This is a genomic window from Lentibacillus persicus (genome assembly GCF_900112705.1).
Taxonomy (GTDB): domain Bacteria; phylum Bacillota; class Bacilli; order Bacillales; family Amphibacillaceae; genus Lentibacillus; species Lentibacillus persicus.
This window is the reverse complement of sequence record NZ_FOMR01000014.1, coordinates 40,283-62,298: the sequence shown is the minus strand read 5'-3', so window position 1 is coordinate 62,298 and position 22,016 is coordinate 40,283. Positions and strand designations below refer to the sequence as shown.

At 44.5% G+C, this 22,016-nt stretch carries 20 protein-coding genes; 5 read left to right on the top strand and 15 right to left on the bottom strand.

Going from position 1 to position 22,016, the window contains the following annotated elements; all coding sequences use genetic code 11:
* Positions 1-3 precede the first annotated feature (3 nt).
* Entirely contained in the window at positions 4-1,470 is a 1,467-nt protein-coding gene (locus BMZ22_RS15310) for an aldehyde dehydrogenase (RefSeq protein ID WP_090087171.1), read from the bottom strand.
* 283 nt (positions 1,471-1,753) lie between these two features.
* On the opposite strand from BMZ22_RS15310, the gene BMZ22_RS15305 reads away from it, so the two are divergent.
* Positions 1,754-2,557, top strand: coding sequence for an IclR family transcriptional regulator (locus BMZ22_RS15305; protein WP_090087169.1), 804 nt, complete (start codon positions 1,754-1,756; stop codon positions 2,555-2,557).
* Between the two features lie 363 nt (positions 2,558-2,920).
* Here BMZ22_RS15305 and BMZ22_RS15300 read toward each other — a convergent pair whose 3' ends face one another.
* Complete coding sequence (locus BMZ22_RS15300; RefSeq protein ID WP_090087166.1) at positions 2,921-3,826, bottom strand: LysR family transcriptional regulator; 906 nt, start codon at positions 3,824-3,826, stop codon at positions 2,921-2,923.
* 128 nt (positions 3,827-3,954) lie between these two features.
* Between BMZ22_RS15300 and BMZ22_RS15295 the strand changes: the two genes are divergently transcribed.
* Positions 3,955-5,010: a YeiH family protein gene (locus BMZ22_RS15295; protein ID WP_090087164.1), complete on the top strand. Its 1,056-nt coding sequence runs from the start codon at positions 3,955-3,957 to the stop codon at positions 5,008-5,010.
* A 55-nt stretch (positions 5,011-5,065) separates the two neighbouring features.
* Here the strand turns inward: BMZ22_RS15295 and BMZ22_RS15290 are convergent, their stop codons facing one another.
* Positions 5,066-5,956 (bottom strand): DMT family transporter, encoded by an 891-nt coding sequence (locus BMZ22_RS15290; protein WP_090087162.1) that lies wholly within the window; start codon positions 5,954-5,956, stop codon positions 5,066-5,068.
* A gap of 178 nt (positions 5,957-6,134) precedes the next feature.
* Between BMZ22_RS15290 and BMZ22_RS15285 the strand changes: the two genes are divergently transcribed.
* The 3 genes from BMZ22_RS15285 (at position 6,135) to BMZ22_RS15275 (ending at position 8,371) form a co-directional block, all read left to right on the top strand.
* Positions 6,135-6,677, top strand: coding sequence for an NADPH-dependent FMN reductase (locus BMZ22_RS15285; protein WP_090087160.1), 543 nt, complete (start codon positions 6,135-6,137; stop codon positions 6,675-6,677).
* A gap of 200 nt (positions 6,678-6,877) precedes the next feature.
* Positions 6,878-7,765, top strand: coding sequence for a fructose bisphosphate aldolase (locus BMZ22_RS15280; protein WP_090087157.1), 888 nt, complete (start codon positions 6,878-6,880; stop codon positions 7,763-7,765).
* Between the two features lie 339 nt (positions 7,766-8,104).
* Entirely contained in the window at positions 8,105-8,371 is a 267-nt protein-coding gene (locus tag BMZ22_RS15275; RefSeq protein ID WP_342710671.1) for an AEC family transporter, read from the top strand.
* A 15-nt stretch (positions 8,372-8,386) separates the two neighbouring features.
* On the opposite strand, the gene BMZ22_RS15270 is transcribed toward BMZ22_RS15275, so the two are convergent.
* The 12 genes from BMZ22_RS15270 to BMZ22_RS15215 all read right to left on the bottom strand — a co-directional run bounded on the left by BMZ22_RS15270 (position 8,387) and on the right by BMZ22_RS15215 (position 22,006).
* On the bottom strand, positions 8,387-9,340 hold the full coding sequence (locus tag BMZ22_RS15270) for a 2-hydroxyacid dehydrogenase (RefSeq protein ID WP_090087153.1): 954 nt from the start codon (positions 9,338-9,340) through the stop codon (positions 8,387-8,389).
* A gap of 150 nt (positions 9,341-9,490) precedes the next feature.
* Positions 9,491-10,840 carry a glucarate dehydratase gene (gene gudD / locus BMZ22_RS15265; protein WP_090087151.1) on the bottom strand — a complete coding sequence of 450 codons (1,350 nt, stop codon included), beginning with the start codon at positions 10,838-10,840 and terminating at the stop codon, positions 9,491-9,493.
* Between the two features lie 38 nt (positions 10,841-10,878).
* Entirely contained in the window at positions 10,879-12,384 is a 1,506-nt protein-coding gene (locus BMZ22_RS15260) for a tripartite tricarboxylate transporter permease (protein ID WP_090087149.1), read from the bottom strand.
* A 14-nt stretch (positions 12,385-12,398) separates the two neighbouring features.
* The gene (locus BMZ22_RS15255) at positions 12,399-12,812 is read right to left on the bottom strand and encodes a tripartite tricarboxylate transporter TctB family protein (protein ID WP_218144067.1); all 414 of its coding nucleotides are present in this window, start codon (positions 12,810-12,812) and stop codon (positions 12,399-12,401) included.
* 55 nt (positions 12,813-12,867) lie between these two features.
* Complete coding sequence (locus BMZ22_RS15250; protein ID WP_090087146.1) at positions 12,868-13,956, bottom strand: type 2 periplasmic-binding domain-containing protein; 1,089 nt, start codon at positions 13,954-13,956, stop codon at positions 12,868-12,870.
* 153 nt (positions 13,957-14,109) lie between these two features.
* Complete coding sequence (gucD, locus tag BMZ22_RS15245; RefSeq protein ID WP_090087144.1) at positions 14,110-15,573, bottom strand: alpha-ketoglutaric semialdehyde dehydrogenase GucD; 1,464 nt, start codon at positions 15,571-15,573, stop codon at positions 14,110-14,112.
* 48 nt (positions 15,574-15,621) lie between these two features.
* Positions 15,622-16,548 (bottom strand): 5-dehydro-4-deoxyglucarate dehydratase, encoded by a 927-nt coding sequence (gene kdgD, locus BMZ22_RS15240; protein WP_090087142.1) that lies wholly within the window; start codon positions 16,546-16,548, stop codon positions 15,622-15,624.
* A 21-nt stretch (positions 16,549-16,569) separates the two neighbouring features.
* Positions 16,570-17,274, bottom strand: coding sequence for a FadR/GntR family transcriptional regulator (locus BMZ22_RS15235; protein ID WP_090087139.1), 705 nt, complete (start codon positions 17,272-17,274; stop codon positions 16,570-16,572).
* A 290-nt stretch (positions 17,275-17,564) separates the two neighbouring features.
* The gene (locus BMZ22_RS15230; protein WP_090087138.1) at positions 17,565-18,797 is read right to left on the bottom strand and encodes a threonine synthase; all 1,233 of its coding nucleotides are present in this window, start codon (positions 18,795-18,797) and stop codon (positions 17,565-17,567) included.
* Between the two features lie 71 nt (positions 18,798-18,868).
* Positions 18,869-20,071 carry a Gfo/Idh/MocA family protein gene (locus BMZ22_RS15225; RefSeq protein ID WP_245745493.1) on the bottom strand — a complete coding sequence of 401 codons (1,203 nt, stop codon included), beginning with the start codon at positions 20,069-20,071 and terminating at the stop codon, positions 18,869-18,871.
* A 47-nt stretch (positions 20,072-20,118) separates the two neighbouring features.
* Positions 20,119-20,853: a GntR family transcriptional regulator gene (locus tag BMZ22_RS17405; protein ID WP_090087134.1), complete on the bottom strand. Its 735-nt coding sequence runs from the start codon at positions 20,851-20,853 to the stop codon at positions 20,119-20,121.
* Positions 20,819-22,006, bottom strand: a complete 1,188-nt coding sequence (locus tag BMZ22_RS15215; protein WP_090087132.1) for a diphosphate--fructose-6-phosphate 1-phosphotransferase — start codon at positions 22,004-22,006, stop codon at positions 20,819-20,821. Before BMZ22_RS15215 ends, BMZ22_RS17405 begins: the two co-directional genes overlap by 35 nt.
* Positions 22,007-22,016: the final 10 nt, after the last annotated feature.

The following is a 22,016-nucleotide window of genomic DNA, read 5'->3' as shown; positions in this document are numbered from 1 at the left end:
CTCCTACAATTTAATCGTTATATTTGTTAATTCTGAATAGAAATCAAAGCTGTGCATACCGCCTTCACGGCCGATACCACTGTGCTTCATGCCGCCGAACGGTGTACGCAGGTCACGCAGGAACCATGTGTTAATCCAGACCATGCCCGTTTCAATTTTCCCTGCCACGCGGTGGGCACGTTTGAAATCAGTCGTCCATAGGCTTGCGCTCAAGCCGTAATGCGTATCGTTCACTTGTTCCAACACTTCTTCTTCGGTGTCGAATGGGACAATGTTGACAACCGGGCCGAAAATTTCTTCCCGCACACAGCGTGAGTCTTTTCCAAGACCGGTGATAATCGTCGGCTCAATGTAATAGCCTTTGTCAAATCCTTCAGCCGCTTTGCCGCCGATTTCGAACGTTCCGCCTTCTTCTTTGGCGATATCCAGGTAGCTCAGCACTTTATTGTAATGCTCTTCACTAACCATGGCGCCAACATTTGTATCTGACTCAAACGGGTCGCCGACTTTCATTTCTTTTGTTCTGGCTGTCAGGCGCTCAACGAATTCATCATAGATCGGACGCTCCACATAGATCCGTGAACCACACAAGCAAACTTCACCCTGGTTAATAAAGCTCGATTTAATTGTCGTTTCAATCGTATCGTCCAAATCGGCATCAGCGAAAATTATATTCGGGTTTTTGCCGCCAAGCTCAAATGACAGTTTTTTCAGTGTTGGCGCAGCCGCTTTCATAATCGCTGTACCGGTTACCGTTTCACCGGTAAACGCAATGCCGTCAACATCTTCATGTGACGAAATAGCCGCACCCGTTTCACCAAAACCGTGCACCATGTTAACGACACCGTCAGGAACGCCTGCTTCTTTACAGATCTCAGTCAACACCGTTGCTGTCATTGGTGTCACTTCAGATGGCTTCATAACAACTGTGTTGCCTGCTGCAAGTGCCGGTGCAAGTTTCCATGTCAACAGGAATAACGGCAGGTTCCATGGATTAATCAGACCGACAACGCCTGTTGGTTTGCGCACGGCATAATGAATCGCTTTATTATCCTGCTGGTATGATTCTTGACCGACAGTTGTCAAATAATCGGCAAAGAAATAGAAGTTGTTGGCCGCCCGGTCGATATCAACACTTTTGGATAGCCATAGCGGTTTACCGGTATCAAGCGATTCCAATGTTGCGAGTTCTTCATGTCTTTCCAGAATCAAATCACCAATTTTGCGGATAACGTTTGAACGCTTGCGGTCCGGCATATCCGCCCATTCACCTTTCAGTGCTTTTTTGGCTACACGGACAGCTTCGTCCACGTCTTCTTTTCCACCTACCGCAACATTTCCTAGTACTTCTTCATTTGCAGGGTTCGTGTTTTCAAATGTTTCGCCGCTTTTGGACGCCACATACTCCCCGTTGATATAATGCGTACAATCAATGCCTGCTCTGCTTTTTTTCACTTCGGTAGATTGCATGTAAAAAAACCTCCTAAAAGATGGTTATATTTTTCAATAGCTTTCTGCTGGCTGGCAATACTCGGATATTTGTGATGCCGAGTATTTAAACTCATTGTACAGCGGGGGCGAATTTCAAGAAACCCTCTAGTTCCTCTATGCGGAACAAAATATAATTTCTTTATAAAACATTTGGATAAATTTAAGGAAGCGTTTTCGAACGCTGTCTTTATAGTGTGTTTTCTGATAATATTTAGTAAAACACATTCCTTTATAGGGAACAACTAAAAAATGAGGTGGCAGAATGGTAAAAAAAAGAAAGAGCGAACCGCAGCTTCTATCATCCGTTCAAAATGCATTACGTATATTAAAAAGTTTCTCCACGTTTGATACATCGAAAAAGGTAAGTGACCTCGCCGAGTCACTCGGCCTTGCCAAAAGTACCGTCAGCCGATTATTGGCAACGCTCGCCAGCGAAGGCTTCGTCGTCAAAAATGACAAAAGCGGTAAGTATTCGTTGGGGCTCTCGGTCCTGACGCTCGGCGGCGTCTTAACGAACAATCTGGAAATTTATAAAGAAGCCGGCCCGGTCCTGTCCAAATTGGTCAATGATACCGGTGAAACATCGCACCTGGCAATTATGGATGGCTTGGATACAATTTATATTCATAAAGAAGAGTGCAACCATCCGGTCCGCATTTTGACCCATATCGGACGCCGGAACCCGTCTTATTGCACCAGCTCGGGGAAAGTGCTGCTTGCTTTCGATGAAAATGGAGCCGTTGAAAAAGTAATTGAGCAAGGCTTGGAAGCCCACACTGAGAACAGCGTAACCGACCCCGATGAGTTGCGTGAACACCTTGCCTCGATCCGGGAAAACGGCTATGCGATCAGCACAGAAGAATTGCGGGAAGGCATCAAATCCGTTGCCGCTCCCATCCGCGACCACACCGGCAAAGTCGTCAGTGCTATCACCGTTGTCGGGCCGCTCCAGCGCATGACGCCTAACAAAATTCCCGACATCGCCAAAAAAGTGATGGCGGCCGGGAAAGATGCATCTGAACGAATGGGGTATGATGAACGGTACTTTAAGCGCATGCGGGGGTAATACTGTGGCGGGGTGAGGGGGGATTGTCGTTTCGAGGGCGGTGCGTATTCGCGCGGTGTGCGCAGATTTCGGCTGGTGGTGCGCCGCGTTCGCGTGGTGTTGCGCTGATTTCGGCCGGTCCCCCCTTGATCTCGCGTGGCCCCTCTCCCTTCTGGTAACTTCAACGCTCTTCCGCAGATACCCGCTCTCTTCTGTTGATTTCTTCGCTCTTCTGCAGATATCCGCCTTCTTCTGTTGATTTCTTCATTCTTCTGCCGATATCCGCTTCCTTCTGTTGATTTCTTCATTCTTCTGCCGATATCCTCTCTTTCGGTGGGGTCCGGTCCCTGGATAACCAGCGCCGGTTCGCGCCACCCGCTCCCATCACTCTCCCCCAAGCGCATCCACTGACGGCCGTTCTTTGTACAATAAATCTTTAAATACCTCCAACGACTTCGTTTGAAATGGGGTCTGTGTGATAATCGAAAATTGCCGTGAAAACGGCAGGCCTTCCACATTGATAATTTTCAAATCACCATTCTTTAACTCTTTCTGCACCGCCCATTGTGACAAGAGCGTAATCCCAAGACCTGCTTCAACAACCTCTTTAATCGATTGCGTGCTGCCGAAGTTTATTTTTCTTTCTGGTGAGATAGCCATTTCCTCAAACATCATCTCGGTCGCTTCCCTTGTCCCCGAGCCTTCTTCACGCACAATCCATGTTTCTGCCTCGAGCTCGTTCTTCTCAACATAACCGTCACGCTTAGCAAATGCATGCTCAGGTGACGCCACGACCACCATGTAATCTTCGGCATAGTCTTCAATAATCAGTTGCTTGTCTTTAAAATTGCCTTCAACGATGCCGATATCCAGCTGATGGCTCGTTACCAGACTCGCAATTTTAGTTGTATTTCCGATTGTCAGAGCGGGCTGTAATTCCGGATACGTTTTCTTCAGAAGCGCAAGCATTCTTGGAAGCACATATTCACCAAACGTATAGCTCGCACCAATCGAAAGCGGGCCCTTCGCCTGATTCAGCAAATCGTCAACCAGCGTTTGAGTTTTCGTATACAGTCCCAGTATTTCTTTAGCGTGATGATAAACAACTTCACCTGCTTTATTTAGCCGTACATATTTGTTCGTCCGCTCCAGCAATTTTGTTCCGAATTTCTCCTCGAGGGTTCGGATATACTGACTGACAGAAGGCTGAGTCATATGCAGCTCTTCCGCCGCCCGTGAAAAATTTTTCTTCTCAGCCACTGCGACAAACACGTGCAAATGCTGATCCACTTATGTCACCGTCCTTATGCTTCTATTCTTACATGTAATACTATCACGTTTTATTATCATCATCATTACAATAATTTATTTTTCTTATCATCGAGTCTGCATTATGCTGGAAACAGGAGGGGTTTGACATGGCTGACAGCAATGTGAATCAACAAACTAAAGCGATTCGACAAAACGGCATTCAAAAGTGGTTTGAACAACAAAAATATTGGATAGGCGGCGTTGCCTTTACGTTTTTCATCGCGTTATTGGGCTATTTGCTGGCCCTGGCACCCGGCTTTTCGTATGTCGGCCAACTGGCTTGCGCGATCATCATCGCCATCACCTACCGGCAGATCTTCGGTTATCCGGAAGCGATCAGGGCCGGTGTGACGTTTTCCGCCAAAAAACTACTGCGTTTAGCGATTATTTTATATGGACTTAGGCTGAATATTAACGTTGTCTTAAGTGATGGATTGGGACTTTTATTGCGGGATGCATTCGTTATTTTATTTGCCATTTTGATGATGATTTGGCTGGCAAAGGTATTTAAGGCAGATAAATCGATATCCCTGCTGTTAGGTGTTGGAACCGGAGTATGCGGTGCTGCAGCAATTGCAGCGGTTGCACCAATTATAAAATCAAGGGATGAAGACACCGCGATTGGTGTTGGTATTATTGCATTAATGGGGACAGTCTTTTCAATCATCTATATCTTATTGCGGCCGGTGCTGCCGATCTCACCGCTTGATTATGGCATCTGGTCGGGAATCAGTCTGCATGAACTCGCCCACGTCGCTTTGGCAGCTGAACCGGCAGGCGACGACCCGCTCGCTATGGCGCTGCTGGCGAAACTTGGCCGTGTCTTTTTGCTGATTCCGTTATGTTTTGTGCTCATTTACATTATGAAATTCAGAAACAAAGGATCAGACGAATCAAACGCCAAGATTGCTTTCCCATGGTTTCTGCTTGGATTTATCGCCCTGAGCATTTTCGGCACGTATGTATTGGGTAACACTATCCCCGTTTCAGAAGGCATGCTGGAAGGTATTTATTCATTGACAACGTGGTTATTAACAGCTGCGATGGTTGGCCTCGGGTTGAGTGTAAGTTTCAACGATTTAAGAACGAAAGCCGTCAGACCGCTCATTGCGATGACAATAACATCTGTGCTCCTTTCAATCGTTGCGTTTTTCATCGTTTAAAAAAAACAGCCCCTCAAAAAATCGCTGAATCGATTTTCGGGGGCTGTTTTTTCGATTATGAGGATTTCAATTGCTTTTCCTCAGCCGCTTCAGCTTTATCCATCCGGTTGTTTTTCATAAACATATAGAATGACGCACCAAATATAATCGCATAGCCAATGATACTCAACAGCGTCGGAATCTGGCCGAACAGAATGATGCTCAGCAGTGCTGAATAAACGACGGTCGAATAAAAGAAAATTGAGATCTCACTGGCAGGCGCAAACTTATAAGCGAGCGTAATGCCGAACTGACCAACGGTTGCACACGCACCTGCGAGCAAGAGCAAAATCCATTGCTGCAGACTCATCGGTTCATACATAACCACCGTAAACGGCAGAAGCAGCACCGTTGTGAAAAACGAAAAATAGAAAACGACCGTATAATATTTTTCCTTATTGCCCAAAACGCGAAGGAGTGTGTACGCACCCGCTGCAAAAATCGCGCCGATCACACCGACGATATAAGGCACAATCTCGACCGAAAACTCCGGCTGAATGATGAACAAGGCCCCGATAAAGGCCACAAGAATAGCTGCAACCTGAAACTTGAGCACCTTTTCTTTCAGGAAGATCGCACAAAAAATAATGAGAATGAACGGACTGAGCTTATTCAGCATCTCCGCATCGGATAAAACAAGATGATCGATTGCGTAAAAATTAGCGATGATACCGACAGCCCCGAGCGCCGAACGTGACAGCAAAAGCTTCTGATTCTCTTTTTTTCCAAAAACGCGCTCTTTATGGTAAAGGACAAATCCCAATGTTATGGCTGCAGCAATAATATTACGGAAAAAAGCTTTCTGCATCGTCGGCAAATCACCTGAAAGCTTCACAAAGGCGCCCATAAGTGAAAAACCCAATGCAGAAACCAATAACAACAGAATGCCCTTGTTACGATTAGACATAATACTTCCTCCTATAAATCTAAACAAACACCCTATCTATATTAATACAAAACCTGCCATGGGACAAGGGGACGGGCTCGTTGTCCCACTTAAACCAATCATGCTTTTTTCTTTTTCTGTAAATTTGTGCTAATCTTAACTTAGATAATACACAAAATTCAAAAAGGTGGTTGTACATATGAAAGTCGCAGCTATTGCCGGCAGTATCCGGGAAAACTCCTATAACACTTTGCTGCTGGAAACGATTAAAGAGCGTTTCAGCGAAAAATTTGATTTGGACATTATTAAAATTGATAAACTGCCGCTTTTCAATCAAGCGGAGGAGCTGGATCCGCCTGAAGTCGTTAAGTCATTCAAAAATCAGATTGCGGACTATGATGCTGTTCTGATTTCAACGCCTGAATATAACTGGTCAGTGCCGGGGGTGCTCAAAAACAGTTTGGACTGGCTGTCACGCGGGGAGCGGCCAATGATCGGCAAACCGGTCATGGTGGTCGGTGCCTCAATCAGTCTAATGGGCACACTTCGCGCCCAAATGGATTTACGCAGGATCCTAAGTGCACCCGGTATATCCGCTAACGTGCTCGAGCCTGCTCAAAACGAAGTACTGATCACCCAGGCGCATGAAAAATTTGATAAAAATGGAAAACTGACCGATGAAGCAACACTGAAGGTCGTTGATCGTGCTGTCAACAGCTTTTATGAAATGGTGAATGGGTAAAAGAGATCGTCGGATTGAAACGCCTTTTCCTCTCCGTCAGTTATAAAAATTATTCATTAGGGTAAACGTAGAAATGAACATCATGACTATAACCTTTTCGTTATCCGTGGTATAATGAAGTAGGAACGATTTACGTTGCCAATATACATATTTTGCCTTAGGTAAATAAGGTAATTTATCTTGATAAAAGGAGTGGCATTATGAATCAAAAACACTTTGAACAAATGAAAAACAAAGAGGGTTTCATTGCTGCCTTGGACCAGAGCGGTGGCAGTACGCCAAAAGCACTGGCTCAATATGGTGTAACCGAAGACCAATACAGCAATGAGAAGGAAATGTTTGACCTTGTTCATGAAATGCGCACACGTATCATAACGGCGCCTGCATTCGATAACAACAAAATCATCGGTGCGATTCTTTTCGAACAAACAATGGACCGCGAGATCGAAGGCATGTACACAGGTGATTATTTGTCTGAGAAAAAAGGCGTTGTACCATTCTTGAAAGTCGATAATGGCCTTGCTGATGAATCAAATGGTGTGCAAATGATGAAACCAATCGATGACCTTGATGATAAGCTAAAACGCGCAAATGAGCGTCGAATTTTCGGAACTAAAATGCGCTCTGTCATTAAGAAAGCAAATCCTGAAGGCATCAAAGCCGTTGTTGATCAGCAATTTGAACTCGGTCAAAAAATCATTGACGCCGGTCTTGTACCAATTATCGAACCGGAAGTTGACATCAACAGCCCTGAAAAAGAAAAATGTGAGGATATGCTGAAGGCCGAAATCCAAAGCCACCTCGATAAACTGGACAAAGACGATTATGTCATGCTGAAATTAACGATCCCTACAGTTCCGAACTTGTACAAAGAACTGATTGAGCATCCAAATGTCGTCCGTGTTGTCGCTCTTTCCGGCGGTTACGAAACAAACGACGCCAATGAGAAGCTCAAAGAAAACAACGATTTAATCGCAAGCTTCTCACGTGCATTGACCCAGGACTTGAACGTCAACCAGACAGATGAAGAATTTAACAACGAACTTGAAAAAGCCGTTAACTCAATTTATGAAGCGTCGATTACGTAAGACGTAAGGTGCAGGGCATTACCAATTAATTTTATCCAAACCATCCCCGGAGAACTCATATTCCGGGGATTACTTTTTACTTCTCTATGTACAATATAACCTTTAAACACCCTACAATCTTGAATAAAAGATCCCCTCTAACACGATTAACCAACAAATATTCTTTATATTGAAACAAAAATCGCACTTCAAAAAATGACTGAAAGGGCTATAATAACATGACCGAACTATTTACAATATTAATAGATATCCTCTTCCCCATCTTTATCATTATGGGCATTGGTTATTTCATACATCGAAAATTTGATCTGAATAGCACAGATAAGGATAAAGTCAGCAGTGAAGTCTGTCTATTTAAGTGTGGTGCTCCGACTTCTAATCGGCCCGGTTATCTCACTTGCTATTATTTTTATATTTGGAATCGAAGGGACGCCAGCCCAGGCACTTCTTATCGCATCAGCCATGCCGACATCGGTAAACAGTTCAGTCATTGCCCAGGAATATGATAATTATCCCCGGCTTGCCGCCCAAATCGTGTTATTTTCAACCCTGTTTAGCGCTGTTTCCGTTACAGGGGTTATTTATCTCGCAAGATTATTATTTTAAATCGTTTAATCAAAACTACCTTTCATGAATTTGGTTCACAGGCACTTCACCATTGAGACCCTGGATCAGGTTTTGAACAGCGATTATCCCCATTTTGTATCGCGTTTCACGTGTGGCCGATCCGATATGCGGCATAGTCACAACGTTGTCCATTTTCAGAAGGGGGTTCGCAGCTTCAACAGGCTCATTCTGATAGACATCCAGACCAGCTGCCATAATATCCCCGTTTCTCAGGGCATCGATCAAATCCGATTCCACAACCATTGTTCCCCGTGCACCATTCACAAAAATTCCCGTTTCTTTCATCAAACTAAATTCCCGTTTACCAATCAGATTGACCGTATCAGGCGTCAGGGGGGCCATCAGACAAACGAAATCAGATTGCATCAGCAAATCATCAAAAGCTGCATATTCTGCCTTCAAGTACGCTTCGGCTTCAGGTTTTCGGCTGCGATTATGATAAAGCACATTCATTTTAAAACCAAAGTGTGCTCTCTCAGCCACGGCCATTCCAATCCTTCCCATCCCAATGATACCAAGTGTCTTGTGATGAATATCCATTCCGAAATGCTCTTCCGTTATTTTGGATTGCCACTTACCCGCTTTCACGTACGCATCAAGCTCCGGCATTCTTCTGGAAGCTGAAATCATTAGCCCAAAAACAGTATCAGCGGTAGTTTCGTTCAGCACATCCGGTGTATTCGTTGCGAAAATACCACGTCTTTCCAATTCCACAAGATCAAGATTATCATACCCGGCTGATATATTCGTCACAATTTGCAGTTCAGGTGCCTGATTTAACAGTTTAATGTCAACATTAAGCCCTGACCCAATGATCCCTTTTGCCGTCGGAATTTCAGCTGAGAACCTCTCCTCATCTGTTGATAATTTAACGACATCACAATATTTTTCCATTTGTTGCACAAGGTCTTCACTTATCTGATTATAAAGTATAACTTTCGGCTTCATTGGCTCACCTCGATTTACAATATTAGCACTCAATTGAACTTACCGGACACTCCCAGAAACCCATCAACTTTAAGAAACATATTATCGGTTATGTGTCAGATAAAAAGGAGCCCCTTGATATACAGGCTCCCTGAATGAAACTTTTTAGCTTCACCGCACAAGACACGGTCGTTTATTATCAAATGTCCACCCCGGAATTAAATATTGCATGGCTTTGGAATCATCTCTTGCGCCAAGTCCCATTTTTTTATAAACCTGATGGGCTGCTTCAAGCTGATCCATATCAATTTCAATGCCCAGCCCGGGTTTTTCCGGTAATTTAATCTTGCCATCTTTAATTTTAAACGGTTCTTTCGTTAGACGCTGGCCATCCTGCCAAATCCAATGGGTATCAATTGCAGTGATATTACCTGGTGCTGCTGCCGCTACATGGGTAAACATGGCCAATGAAATATCAAAATGATTATTCGAATGAGACCCCCACGTCAGGCCGAAATCATGACACAGTTGAGCAACACGTACAGATCCTTCCATCGTCCAGAAATGGGGGTCGGCCAAAGGAATATCAACAGCATGTAATTGGATAGCATGGGCCATTTGTCTCCAGTCAGTGGCAATCATATTAGTTGCTGTAGGCAGACCGGTGGCCTTCCTGAATTCACTCATTACTTCCCGTGCCGAAAACCCATCCTCCGCTCCACACGGGTCTTCTGCGTAAGCCAACACGTCATGCTGATCTTTACAGAGTCTGACCGCTTCATCCAATGACCATGCCCCATTCGGATCAAGCGTAATTCGGGCATCCGGAAAACGCTGAGATAAAGCTGTTACAGCCTCAATTTCTTCCGCCCCTGAAAGGACCCCGCCTTTCAGCTTAAAATCACGAAATCCATAACGCTCATAAGCGGCCTCTGCAAGTCGGACAACCGCCTCTGGAGTCAGTGCCTCTTCATGTCTGAGACGGAACCAGTCATTTGCTGCGTGCGGATTACTTTTATAAGGTAAATCTGTTTTATTCCGATCCCCAATATAAAACAAATAACCGAGCGTCTCCACTTCACTTCGCTGCTGCCCTTCACCCAATAATGCAGCCACCGGCACACCAAGGTGCTTTCCCAAAAGATCGAGCAGTGCCGCTTCAAGAGCAGTCACCGCGTGGATCGCTGTACGCAGATCAAAAGTCTGCTGACCTCGACCCGTCGCGTCACGATCAGAAAATGTATTTTTTATTTTTCTAAGAATGTTTTTATAATCACCAATTGATTCACCAACCAAAAGTGCCTTAGCATCTTCCAACGTTTGTTTGATTCCTTCACCGCCAGGTACTTCTCCAACGCCTGTATTGCCGCTGTTATCTTTTAAAATGACGACATTCCGCGTGAAGTACGGCCCGTGCGCACCACTCAAATTAAGTAACATGCTGTCATTTCCGGCAACGGTATAGACTTTCAAGTCAACGAGCAGTGGTGTCTCTTTTTTAATTTTTAATTCAGATTGCATAGCAACTCCCCCACTTTTCCTGATGATAGATAAGGCTATTACATAGCATTTTGTTGATTTGAATTTTTTGATTTGAAGTTATCAATAATTGCATAAATGACAGAACCGAGTATCAACACCCACAGGCCAATTGCAACAGGTCCATTTGTAAAAAAGATGGCTAAATCCCCGCCGCTTCCTTTTAGACTGTCAATGAAATATTTTTCGGCTTGCATACCTAAAATAAAACCTATCAGAAACGATGGAATCTGAACGCCGATTTTCGGGAATATATAGCCGAAGACCCCAAACAACAGCAGCGTCCATACGTCAAACATGATACCGTTGTTGATAGCATATGAACCAACGACACAAGCCACAACGATAATCGGAAAAATGATGTATTTCGGGATGAAGACAATTTTTGCGAAATATCGGATTGAGAAAAACATCAAAATAAACATAACGATGTTGGCTACTACCAGCGCAATAACTATCCCGCTCCACAAATCAGGATTCGATGTAATAAACAATGGACCCACTTCAATGCCCTGAAGCAGAAATGCCCCAATCAGAATAGCTGTCGTGCTGTCTCCAGGTATTCCAAGTGACAGCAGCGGGATCAAAGCACCGCCAATCAGACCATTATTCGCAGATTCGCTTGCCACCAATCCCTCTGGTTCCCCGGTTCCGAACTTTTCGGGCTTTTTGGAAAAGTTTTTAGCCTGCGAATAAGCTGTAATCGAAGCAGCACTACCACCAACCCCCGGCAGCATTCCGATAAATGTCCCCAGAAGAGCTGAGCGAACAACATTGACTTTTTGTTTCAAAATAATTGCAAATCTAAATTTATTCTTTTCTTTCCCTTGCTGAAGATCGATTTTTTGGTGTGCAGCGGCTTTCATACCTTCTTCTGCTTCCTGCAGCAGCTGCCCGATCGCAAACAGACCAATAAGCACTGGGAGAAGCGAAAATCCGTAGACAAGTTCATCTTCAAACCCTGGTGGAATCATCCGTGTCTGATTGTTATCCATAAACGTTCCAATCAAGCTGACCAGCATCCCCAGGACACCGCTGAAGATTCCGCCAAGCAGACTTCCTTTAGAGATAGAAGCAATCACTGTCAATGCAAAAACAATAATCAAAAACTTTTCCACCGAGGAAAAATCAATGGCTACCGACGAAAGGAACGGTGCGAAGAAATATAGGACGGTCAAACTGAAGAAGCCGCCGACAATCGATGCCGTAATCCCAATTTTTAACGCTTTTTCACCTTCTCCTTTTTGAGTCATCGGATAACCGTCAAATGTTGTACAAAGGGAAGAAGGGGTACCTGGAATATTTAACAGAATGGCCGGAACTAGCCCGCCGCTAATACCACCAACATAAAGACCTATCAAAAGACCGATAGAGTCGATCATATCCAGGGCATAAGTAAGAGGCAGGAATATAGCTATCGCCATCGTCGCAGTCATTCCCGGGATAGCACCCATAACAATCCCGACAAAAACCCCCAGAAAACACAAAGCGATTGATAATGGTGTAAGTACTTCAAGAAATGGCATCGTCTCCCTCCCCTTTATGGCAATGTAATATCAAACAATTGGCCAAATACATACCAGATGACAATTGTCGTAGCTAATGAGTTTGTTATTGAAATTACGATCGATTTTTTACGGATATTCCCAATATACAGCAGGGTGATCAAGATCATAAACAGGATACTGGATAAAACGAACCCAATCCATGTCATAGTAACGGCATACATGATTAGTAATAAAATCGTTCCATAAAATTTAACTTTGTCATAATTATCACTGAAAAACTTAAAACGAAAGTGTGTTAATGTTCCTGATTTCCATCTTTTCATCAGATTTGTGATTAATAGAACAGCGCCTATAGCAATCAGGATTCCTATAATAATCTTTGGAAAAATAAGATGATAGTTACTATAGGTCATATCAATCGTGAAGAAGTCTTCCACTCTCCCCACCTGCCTTTTTGGTTAAAAGGAAGCTGCCGTTCAGACAGCTTCCCATTCTGTCAAGTTATTGCGCAATGTCATCCAAGCTAGGTGCATTTTCAATGATGTAACGGAAATTGTCCCGTTTTTCCATCAAATATTCTTTTGCTTCATCCGCTGGCTTATGATTGACTACATAAGTGTTTTTCTTCAAGTCAGCTGCGTAATCTTCATTTTCAGCTACCTGAGTCACTGCTTCGTCAAGTTTGCTTGCAAAGTTTTCGTCAATATTTTTCGGCATCAGAAAGAAGAATTCTTTATCGAACACAAACTCTTTGCCATTGACGGTAATGCCCTGCTCAGCGAAGGTCGGAATGTCAAACCCTTCAACCCGCTCGCCAGCTGTAATGCCGAGGAATTTCATCTTAATCTTATTTTCCACACCGTCTTCGGTATACTGATTGTTGGCTCCAATTGAACCATGAATGATATCAGCGTTTCCATCCCACAAAGCCTGGTTTTTATCTTCCTGTGAACCAGTCACATAAGCAAGGATACGGTCAGAAACTTCTGTTCCATATTCTTCTTTAACCCACAGATAATAGCCGTCAAATACAACTTCTGATACACCACCGGACTCAATCGCGACGGTGATCGTTTCATCCGGATTTTCGTTTAACCATTCAGCCGATTCCGCCATCGTATCGTATGGTGCATCACCACTTGTCAAAAATGCGTTACCAGGGTTTGTCGCTACCACCGGTCCAATTGTCCAGTTTTCCAGTTCATGTTCCTGATCAAAACTGCCGTATTCTACCCCCAGATAGGCCATATCGTGGAAAAACATAATCGTGCTGCCATCGTCGTCTGCTTTGCTTAATTCATCAAACGCCCGAAGTGCCCCAACAGCATCCACCTTCATGTTCGTGTCCATGGCTTTTTCCATATAACGGGTGACAGCATCAGCGTTCTGGTATGTGTCACCGCCGGTTGAGGTTGAGCCAATAAGTACCCTGACCCGATCCAAATCGACACCGGTTTCTCCTTCACTTGCTTCCTCGCCACTTGTATTTTCGCTTTCAGCTTCAGCGTCGCTGTCAGAAGAATCAGACCCGCATGCAGCCAGTACTGCAATCAGCAAAGCCGCCATTAAAAACATTATCAGTTTCTTCATTTAAAGTCCCCCTGTTTTAAAAATTAAAATATTCCAAAAATTCTCAGTGTTACCCACATCTTTCAGCAGGAAATAATGAATAAAACGCTTACAACATTCCCGGTCATCCGCCTCCTTCCAAAGTTGTGAGAGAAGTAAAAGGGGGAGCCCCTTTTACTTCACAAAAACAGTCTTAATAGACGTGAAGAATTCCTTAGCTGCTTCTCCTTGTTCACGGGAATGCGAACTGGATTGCTTCATCCCGCCAAATGGCGCCTGTAATTCCACGCCGGCACTTTCTGCATTAATTCGCACAAGCCCTGCATCCATATCATCAATAAATGAAAGCATTTTTTGAATGTTCGTGGTAAAGATGGATGCGCTTAACCCATACTCTACATCATTAGCAAGCTCGATGGCTTCTTCAAGATCATCTACTTTCATGAGGGCAAGAACAGGGCCGAAAATCTCCTCCTGGGCAATCGTCGCATCGGTCGTGATATCATCAAATACCGTTGGTGCCACAAAGTAGCCTTTCTCGTATTCTTCACCCGACAGCTTCTCACCGCCGCACAGCAGTGTGCCTTCTTCTTTTCCTTTTTCAATATATGAAAGCACGGTATTCAATTGGGTTTCACTGACACTCGGACCCATCCAGGTGCCTTCTTTCATACCATCTCCAACACTGATTTCTTTTACTTTAGCAACAAGTTTTTCCTTAAACGTTTCATACACATCGCTTTGCACAATGACACGGCTGGTTGCTGTACATTTCTGACCGGTCGATTTAAGACCGCCGCTGATAGTTGCATCAACTGCCAAGTCAAGGTCAGCATCGGATGCAACGATGACCGGATTTTTACCGCCCATTTCCAACTGATACTTGGCACCGCGTGCAAGTGCTGTTTGTCCAATATTTTTACCGACTTTATTTGATCCGGTGAACGTAATGCCGTTGACGTCTGGGTGTTCAGCCAGTCCCTGACCGATGACTGATCCCGGTCCGGTTACCATATTAATGACCCCTGCAGGAATACCCGCTTCCTGTAAACATTCCATAACTTTACCACACGTAACAGCTGCTTCAGAAGCCGGCTTCAATACAATCGTATTACCATAAATTAATGCGGGTGCTGTTTTCCAGACAGGAATGGCGACAGGAAAGTTCCACGGCGTAATAACGCCAACAACTCCCAATGGAGCCCGGGTGGTGAACATGAGCGCTTCACTGTCGGATGAAGGAATCACATCACCCACTTTGCGCATGCCTTCTCCTGCATAGTAGCGGAGAATCGCTACACCACGGGCAGTCTCACCTTTTGCTTCCGGATATGTCTTGCCCATCTCCCGTGTCATACATTCGGCTACTTCCTCTTGACGGCTTTCCAATATATCGGCCGCTTTAAAAAGATACTGGCCTCTTGCCGCGCCTGAGAGGTTTTTCCATTCTTTTTTCGCCGTTTTTGCGGCAGCGACTGCATTATTTAAATCTTCCAACGATGATTTCTGAACTTGACCGACAACATCATCGGTGTTAGCCGGGTTTCTGTTGGTAATCACTTCATTAGTATCCGAAGCAACCCATTCACCGTTTATAAAGTTCAGGAAACGATTACTTTTTTCTGTTTGAACTGCCATGATAAACTACCTCCAAAATGATGATTAAAATGATTACCGCAGTATTCTTTAGATTTCTACTTTTCGATTGGGTGGATATTTATCCAATGCTGATTTCAATATTTGCTTCAATTCTTCATAATGTTCATCTTTCACTGGCACCACAGGCGGCCGGACCGTCCGGCTTACCGGCAACCCTACGATTTCCATTCCAGCTTTGATTAAAGCGACTGCATACCCTTTTCGCTTCCGTCTGATGCGATTGATCGGCAAAATGACATCCTGATAAAGATCATTCATAGTCTTTTGGTCATCAGCCAATAAAGCATTATAGAACTTCCTTGAAATATGTGGAATATAGTTGGAGATTGCTGATGAATAGCCGTTGAATCCAAGCGGGTGATACGCCGGCATCGTCACTTCAGCCAGTGGCATACCATTCAGCCAACCAAAACGATCGCCAAGCTCCCGTGTCAGCTCAATATTTAATTCAGTATTGCCAACACCGTCTTTCACACCGACAATTTGCGGAAACTCTGCCAGCCGTTTAACGGTCTCCAAGTTTGAAATTGCATTTGCACGCTGATAAATAATCGCATTTAAATCTGTACTCGTTACAACGGTTTTATAATATTGATAGATTCCTTCCTGTTCGCCGTCGATTAAGTATGGTGGAAGAATGAGATAGCCATCAGCGCCATATTTCTCTGATATTTTTGCTTTTTCAACGGCACCGCTTAAATTGCCGCCAACCCCGGTGTAAAAGGGAACTCGTCCACCCACTACAGAAGCTCCCAATTTAACTATCGATTCAAACTCATCGTCGCTCAGGTTATGGAATTCACCGGCACCGCACGCAACGAAAATAGAATCCAATCCCTCTTCCAGCAAAAATTCAATATTCGCAGTTAGCCCCTGCTCATCTATGTTACCGTTTTCATTTAAAGGAGTAACAGGAAAGCCTGCAATTCCAGAAGGAGGCTGTCTGTTCGTCATATAATCAAGTCCTTCCCTATTTTATTTTTTCCTCAGAGGACGGATTAATCTGTTTCGGGCATGGTCTAAGTGTCTGTACATACTCGCATATGCTTCAATAGGATCTCTTTTCGCGAGGGCATGGTAAATATCTTTGTGCTGCTGCAAGGTCTTAGCTTTATTTCTGTCTTTCACCGCAATATTTTCCATCGTTTTATCGTACATATTTAGCAGCGCATCAATCATCCCTTCCGTAATGGAATTACTTGCACTGAAGGCAATGATTCTATGGAATTCCCGATCAATCTCCAAATAATCGCCCTCAGTTGCTTCCATGAGTTCGATATTTTCATTTAATCGTTTCAAATCCGTTTCTGTTATTTTTTCAGCCGCAAGTCCGACAAGGCCAAGTTCCTGTGTCAGACGGGTTTCGATAATCGTGTCAATGTCACCAACCGACAGCGCCAGCATAATTCTGTGCGGCTCACTTCCAACTTTATCAGCGAAAAATGTTCCTTCCTTTGTTTTTCGATGAATCACTCCCAAAGCTTCCAGAGAACTCAGCGCTTCCCTAAGCACAGGCCTGCTTACACTGAGCAAGTCCATCAACTCCATTTCGGACGGAAGTTTATCACCTGCTTTTAGCTGGCCGCTCATCAACAATTCAATAATTTGTTCGATTACCTGTTGAGCTAATGTATTTCGTTTTACCGTTTTCATTTTTAGCGATTCAATTTGATCTTCCAAATTAATCCGTCCCCCTTTCCGTTTGTTTTGTAAAACTTTTATTTTGTCTGACAATTAGAATTATAATGTCTCTTCGTACTAATGTCAATCTTTTTATGTAAAATAATTTTTTTGTCTGACAAATAAAACGGGCAAAAATATGGCGAGGCCCATGTGGTATTGATTTGCAGAGTTGCATCTCTAGCTCGTTCTCTCGCTGCCATCGCGGTTGCCATATAAATTTCATCGACAAAAAAATAAAAGGCGGCCGCAATTTTGATTTGCAGCTGCCTTGTATTTTCAAGAAACTATTAATTTTTACTTTCCTCACCCTTCTTAATAATCGTATCCTCTTTTTCGAGCATTTCCGGTTTAACTTGAACCGTATCAGGATATTTGATACCGGCGCCAGTGTTCAGGACCACGACTGTCTCATCTGCTCCGATCCATCCATCCTCCCGCAATTTGCGGGCGGCTGTAAATGTCGCAGCACCCTCCGGACAAATAAAATTTCCTTCCATTTGCGCGATTTTCGCCTGCTCGTGAAGCATCGATTCATCATCCACGGCAATCGCGCAGCCATCGGTAGCATAGATCGCATCCAACACGAGGAAATCGCCCAATGCTTTTGGAACATTGATACCGAAAGCAAGTGTTTCGGAATCATTCCAATAATCGGACTCTCGCCTTCCTTCTTCCCATGCTTTAACAATTGGCGCACAGCCTGTTGATTGGACAGCTACTAAACGTGGCATCTTTCCTTCCACCCAGCCCAACGCTTTTAATTCTTTTAAAGCTTTATAAATGCCGATCAGGCCGACCCCGCCACCTGTCGGATACAGGATGACATCTGGCAACTGCCAGTTAAATTGTTCGGCGATTTCAAGACCCATCGTTTTTTTGCCTTCAATTCGATAAGGTTCTTTTAAGGTGGATGCGTCGTATAGATTATAGTCCTTGACCGCTTTTCCGACAATTTTGCCGGCATCACTTATGAGCCCGTTGACTAAGTACAGACTTGCACCGGACAATGCGACTTCGTTTCGTGTTATTTCAAGCGCATCATTCGGCATAACAATCGTGGCTTTCATACCGGCTCTGGCGGCATACAACGCCCATGCCGCACCGGCGTTTCCATTCGTTGGCATAGCCAGCTCTTTGACACCAACTTCGCTCGCTTTCGATACACCGACAGCTGCGCCTCTTGCCTTGAAACTGCCGGTCGGAATCAGCCCTTCATCCTTCATATACAGCTTTTCAAGGGCCATATCCTTTCCAAGTCGAGGAAACGGGGTTAATGGTGTCATCCCTTCGCCTAACGACACAACATTGGCTTCAACTTCAACCGGCAATAATTCATGGTATCGCCACAATGATGGCTCCCGCAACGTCAGCACATCAGGCGATAAAACGCTGCTAATTGCGTTCAAATCATAGTCGACCAGCAAGGGTGATCCGCACGTGCACAGCTGATGCTGCTCACTGGTGTCATATGTATGCCCGCATTTCGGACAATAAAGATGTGACAAATAACTGTACGTCATACCGACCATCTCCCACTTTAAACTTCTGCCTTCTGTCGTGCCTTGCCTACTTTCAAATGAACTGCATAAATTTATAATTTGGAACCGATCGCTTCATCCAACATTTCATGTACGTTAATCACATCGCCTGTTTTAATGGAGCGCTCAGCCGCTTCACCTACGACAATCGACCAAAACCCGTCTTCCACCGTCGCTGTAGATTGATGTTTGCCTTCCATATTATCAATAAAATATTTATGCTCATAATACGTGGCGCCATTATGGCCACTTTCTTGAATCACGGACGGGTAGCAGGGATGTGCTGTTTTGGCGGGTCCATTTTCACCGCTTAACACCTCTAAATAGGTCTTCTCACGATTCAACGGTAGGAAGTCGTCGCTCTCAGATGCCTTTAGCCTGCCTTTATCACCGCAAACGATAATTTCTTCATAGAACATTGGGGCAAACATGCATAGGTTAAATTGGGCCTTTATGCCATTTTCATAATTGATGATGACCATAGCGTTGTCCACAATATCAGACGTGCTGCCGTCATATTGAAAATCATGATAGTTTACATCCATGCCACCGGTTGCATAAACTTTTTCAGGCTTCGATTGGGCGTAATAATTTAACAGGTCAAAATAATGGCAGCACTTTTCGATCATCGTCCCGCCTGAGTACTGACTGAACTTGTTCCATTGGTTGACTTTATCCAAAAATGGCACGCGATGTTCCACCATGCTTATCGTCTTAATATTCCCTGCAGCTTTTCGTTCGAGTAATTCATTCGTGGCTTCAGTATAGATCGATTTATGCCTGTATTGCAAACCAATCTGAAAGACTGATTCATAGTTTTTTGACAGGTTCCTGATTTCCCAGGCATCCTTTACGGTTGTCGTCATCGGTTTCTCAACCATGATATGCTTCCCTGATTTGATAGCTTCTTTGATAACATCTATATGGGTATAATTCGGCGTACAAATGATCAGCCCGTCGACTTCCGGGTCATGACACGCCGCCTCAAGCGTGTCATAGACATTTAATTCGGGTGCTTCAGGGTATTCACGCCGGAAAAATTCACACGTATTAGCGATGCTGTCGGTGTTAATATCAAACACACCATGAATCGTTGCCCTTCCTTCAAGCATTGTCACCCTAATATGCTCCTGACCAATCATTCCTGCACCAATTATATTAAACTTATACGTCGGCCTAGCTTTTGCAAACAGATACTTATCCCGGTTGCTCAAATGGTCTGATTTAAAAAAGCCGGTATAAAAATTATTACGCACATTAGCCACCTCCTGATTTTCATACGCAACTTGCCAACGTTCTGTATCTACCTGTTTAATTCAATATCATAATGGTACTGATCGCTGCGGTATTTTGTTTTCGTGTATTCAATCGGATGATTATCCATGCCAAAGCTCAAACGATTCATTTCAAGCATCGCCTCGCCTGGCCGTATGCCAAGCAAATCGGCTTCATCCTGTGTTGCGTTAATGGCCGCAATTTTTTCATGCGCTTTATTCAAATAAATATTATGATTCTCTAAAATTTCGTAGTACCGGGCTGCGTTCAAATCATACTGCATTAAAATCGTACCGATGTCATGCGGCCAGCACGTTCGTTCCAAAGCAATCGGGGTGTCATCTGCGAATCGAATGCGTTCTACGAGCAGAATGGCTCCATCGTCATCGACGTCAAGCATCGCTTTTTCGGTATAAAGTTGGTCTTTGAAGCCTGCTCTTATAAGTTTCGATTGGGGGACTTGCCCCTTTTCAGCCACTTCCTCAGCAAACCCTTTTAATTTGCCGAGGCGGCCTACCAGTTTTTGCGGTTTAACGACCGTGCCGCGCCCTTGCGTTTTCTCCAGCAGCCCAGTTTGCACAAGAATCGAAATCGCCTGTCTTACGGTTGATCGGCTTACATTAAACTCTTTCATCAATTCACGCTCGGTAGGAATGAGCGAGTACTCCGCCCACACCCCCTCCTGAATGCGCCTGACGAGAATGTCTTTTATTTGCAGATATAACGCTTCATTTTTGCTGTGATCCAATTCGTATGTGGCCATTATTATGTCTCCTTTGCAGTGGTGGCGGATAAACGGGCAGCCTTTCTCCGACTAACGGACGCAGCCATTCGTTGTAGGCGTTCAGATCATCTGAAAATCTGTCAGGGAGTTGTCGCTCTCCTTTTTGAACAACGGTTTGTAATGAAACCGGCAAAAAATCAACCGCATAGCCGGGACCGTCAGCACGCTGTAAAGCAACCATGACATCTGATGCACCTTCAAAAAGCCACTTCGCCCCGACTTTCCCGATCTGAACCGCTTCATGAAAATCAGTCGGCGATACAGCCGCGGCACAGCTTCGTTGATTCATCCCCAATAGTTCTGAGCGTACCACAACGTCCATGTTTTGTTTGACTGTCTGTTCAATCGATTGCGATATCCCGCCAAGTATCGGGCGGCCATTGACCTGATCACGCTTCACTCGCTTGCCTTTTTCCCACCGGACACCTTCACTGACAACAATAAGTGCTGCACCATAACACTTAATCGACTCACTTATTTGATTAAATAAAAAATCAGGGTTTAATGGTTTTTCAGGTAACCCGATAAAATGCGGCCCGTCTTCGGCGTGTTCTTTCAGCAAGCCTGCAGCCGCCGCCAGCCAGCCGGCATTTCGGCCCATCGTTTCGACAATCCGGACTTGCTCAAAATTCGTCATTGCTAAGAGATCGCGCCCCATGTCCCTGGTCACGTGTGCCACGTACTTCGCTGCACTTCCGAAACCCGGCGAATGATCGGTGCCGGCAAGGTCGTTGTCTACCGTTTTAGGCAGCCCCAGCGTTTGCAGCGGGTAACCATGTCGATCAGCCTCCGCTTTAATTTTTGCAAGTGCTTCCATTGTTCCGTTTCCGCCAATGAATACAAGCGTATCGATTTGAAACTTGCGGAGCGTTTTTACTGATTGAGCGATCTGTTCTTCGCTCAATGGATACCTTCCTGCTCCCAATGCGGCTCCGGGAACTTTTTCATGGGCGATAACCTCGCTGATAATGTCATCATCTGCATGTAATAAATAGTCATTTACCAATCCTTCATATCCGTTCATGATAAATGTAAGGGAGCAGTTTTGATTTAAAGCACGGACAAACCCTGCCAACGTTGCGTTTACGACGGCTGTCGGGCCGCCTGCCTGCCCAATTGCAATATGCTTCATTGATCACCCG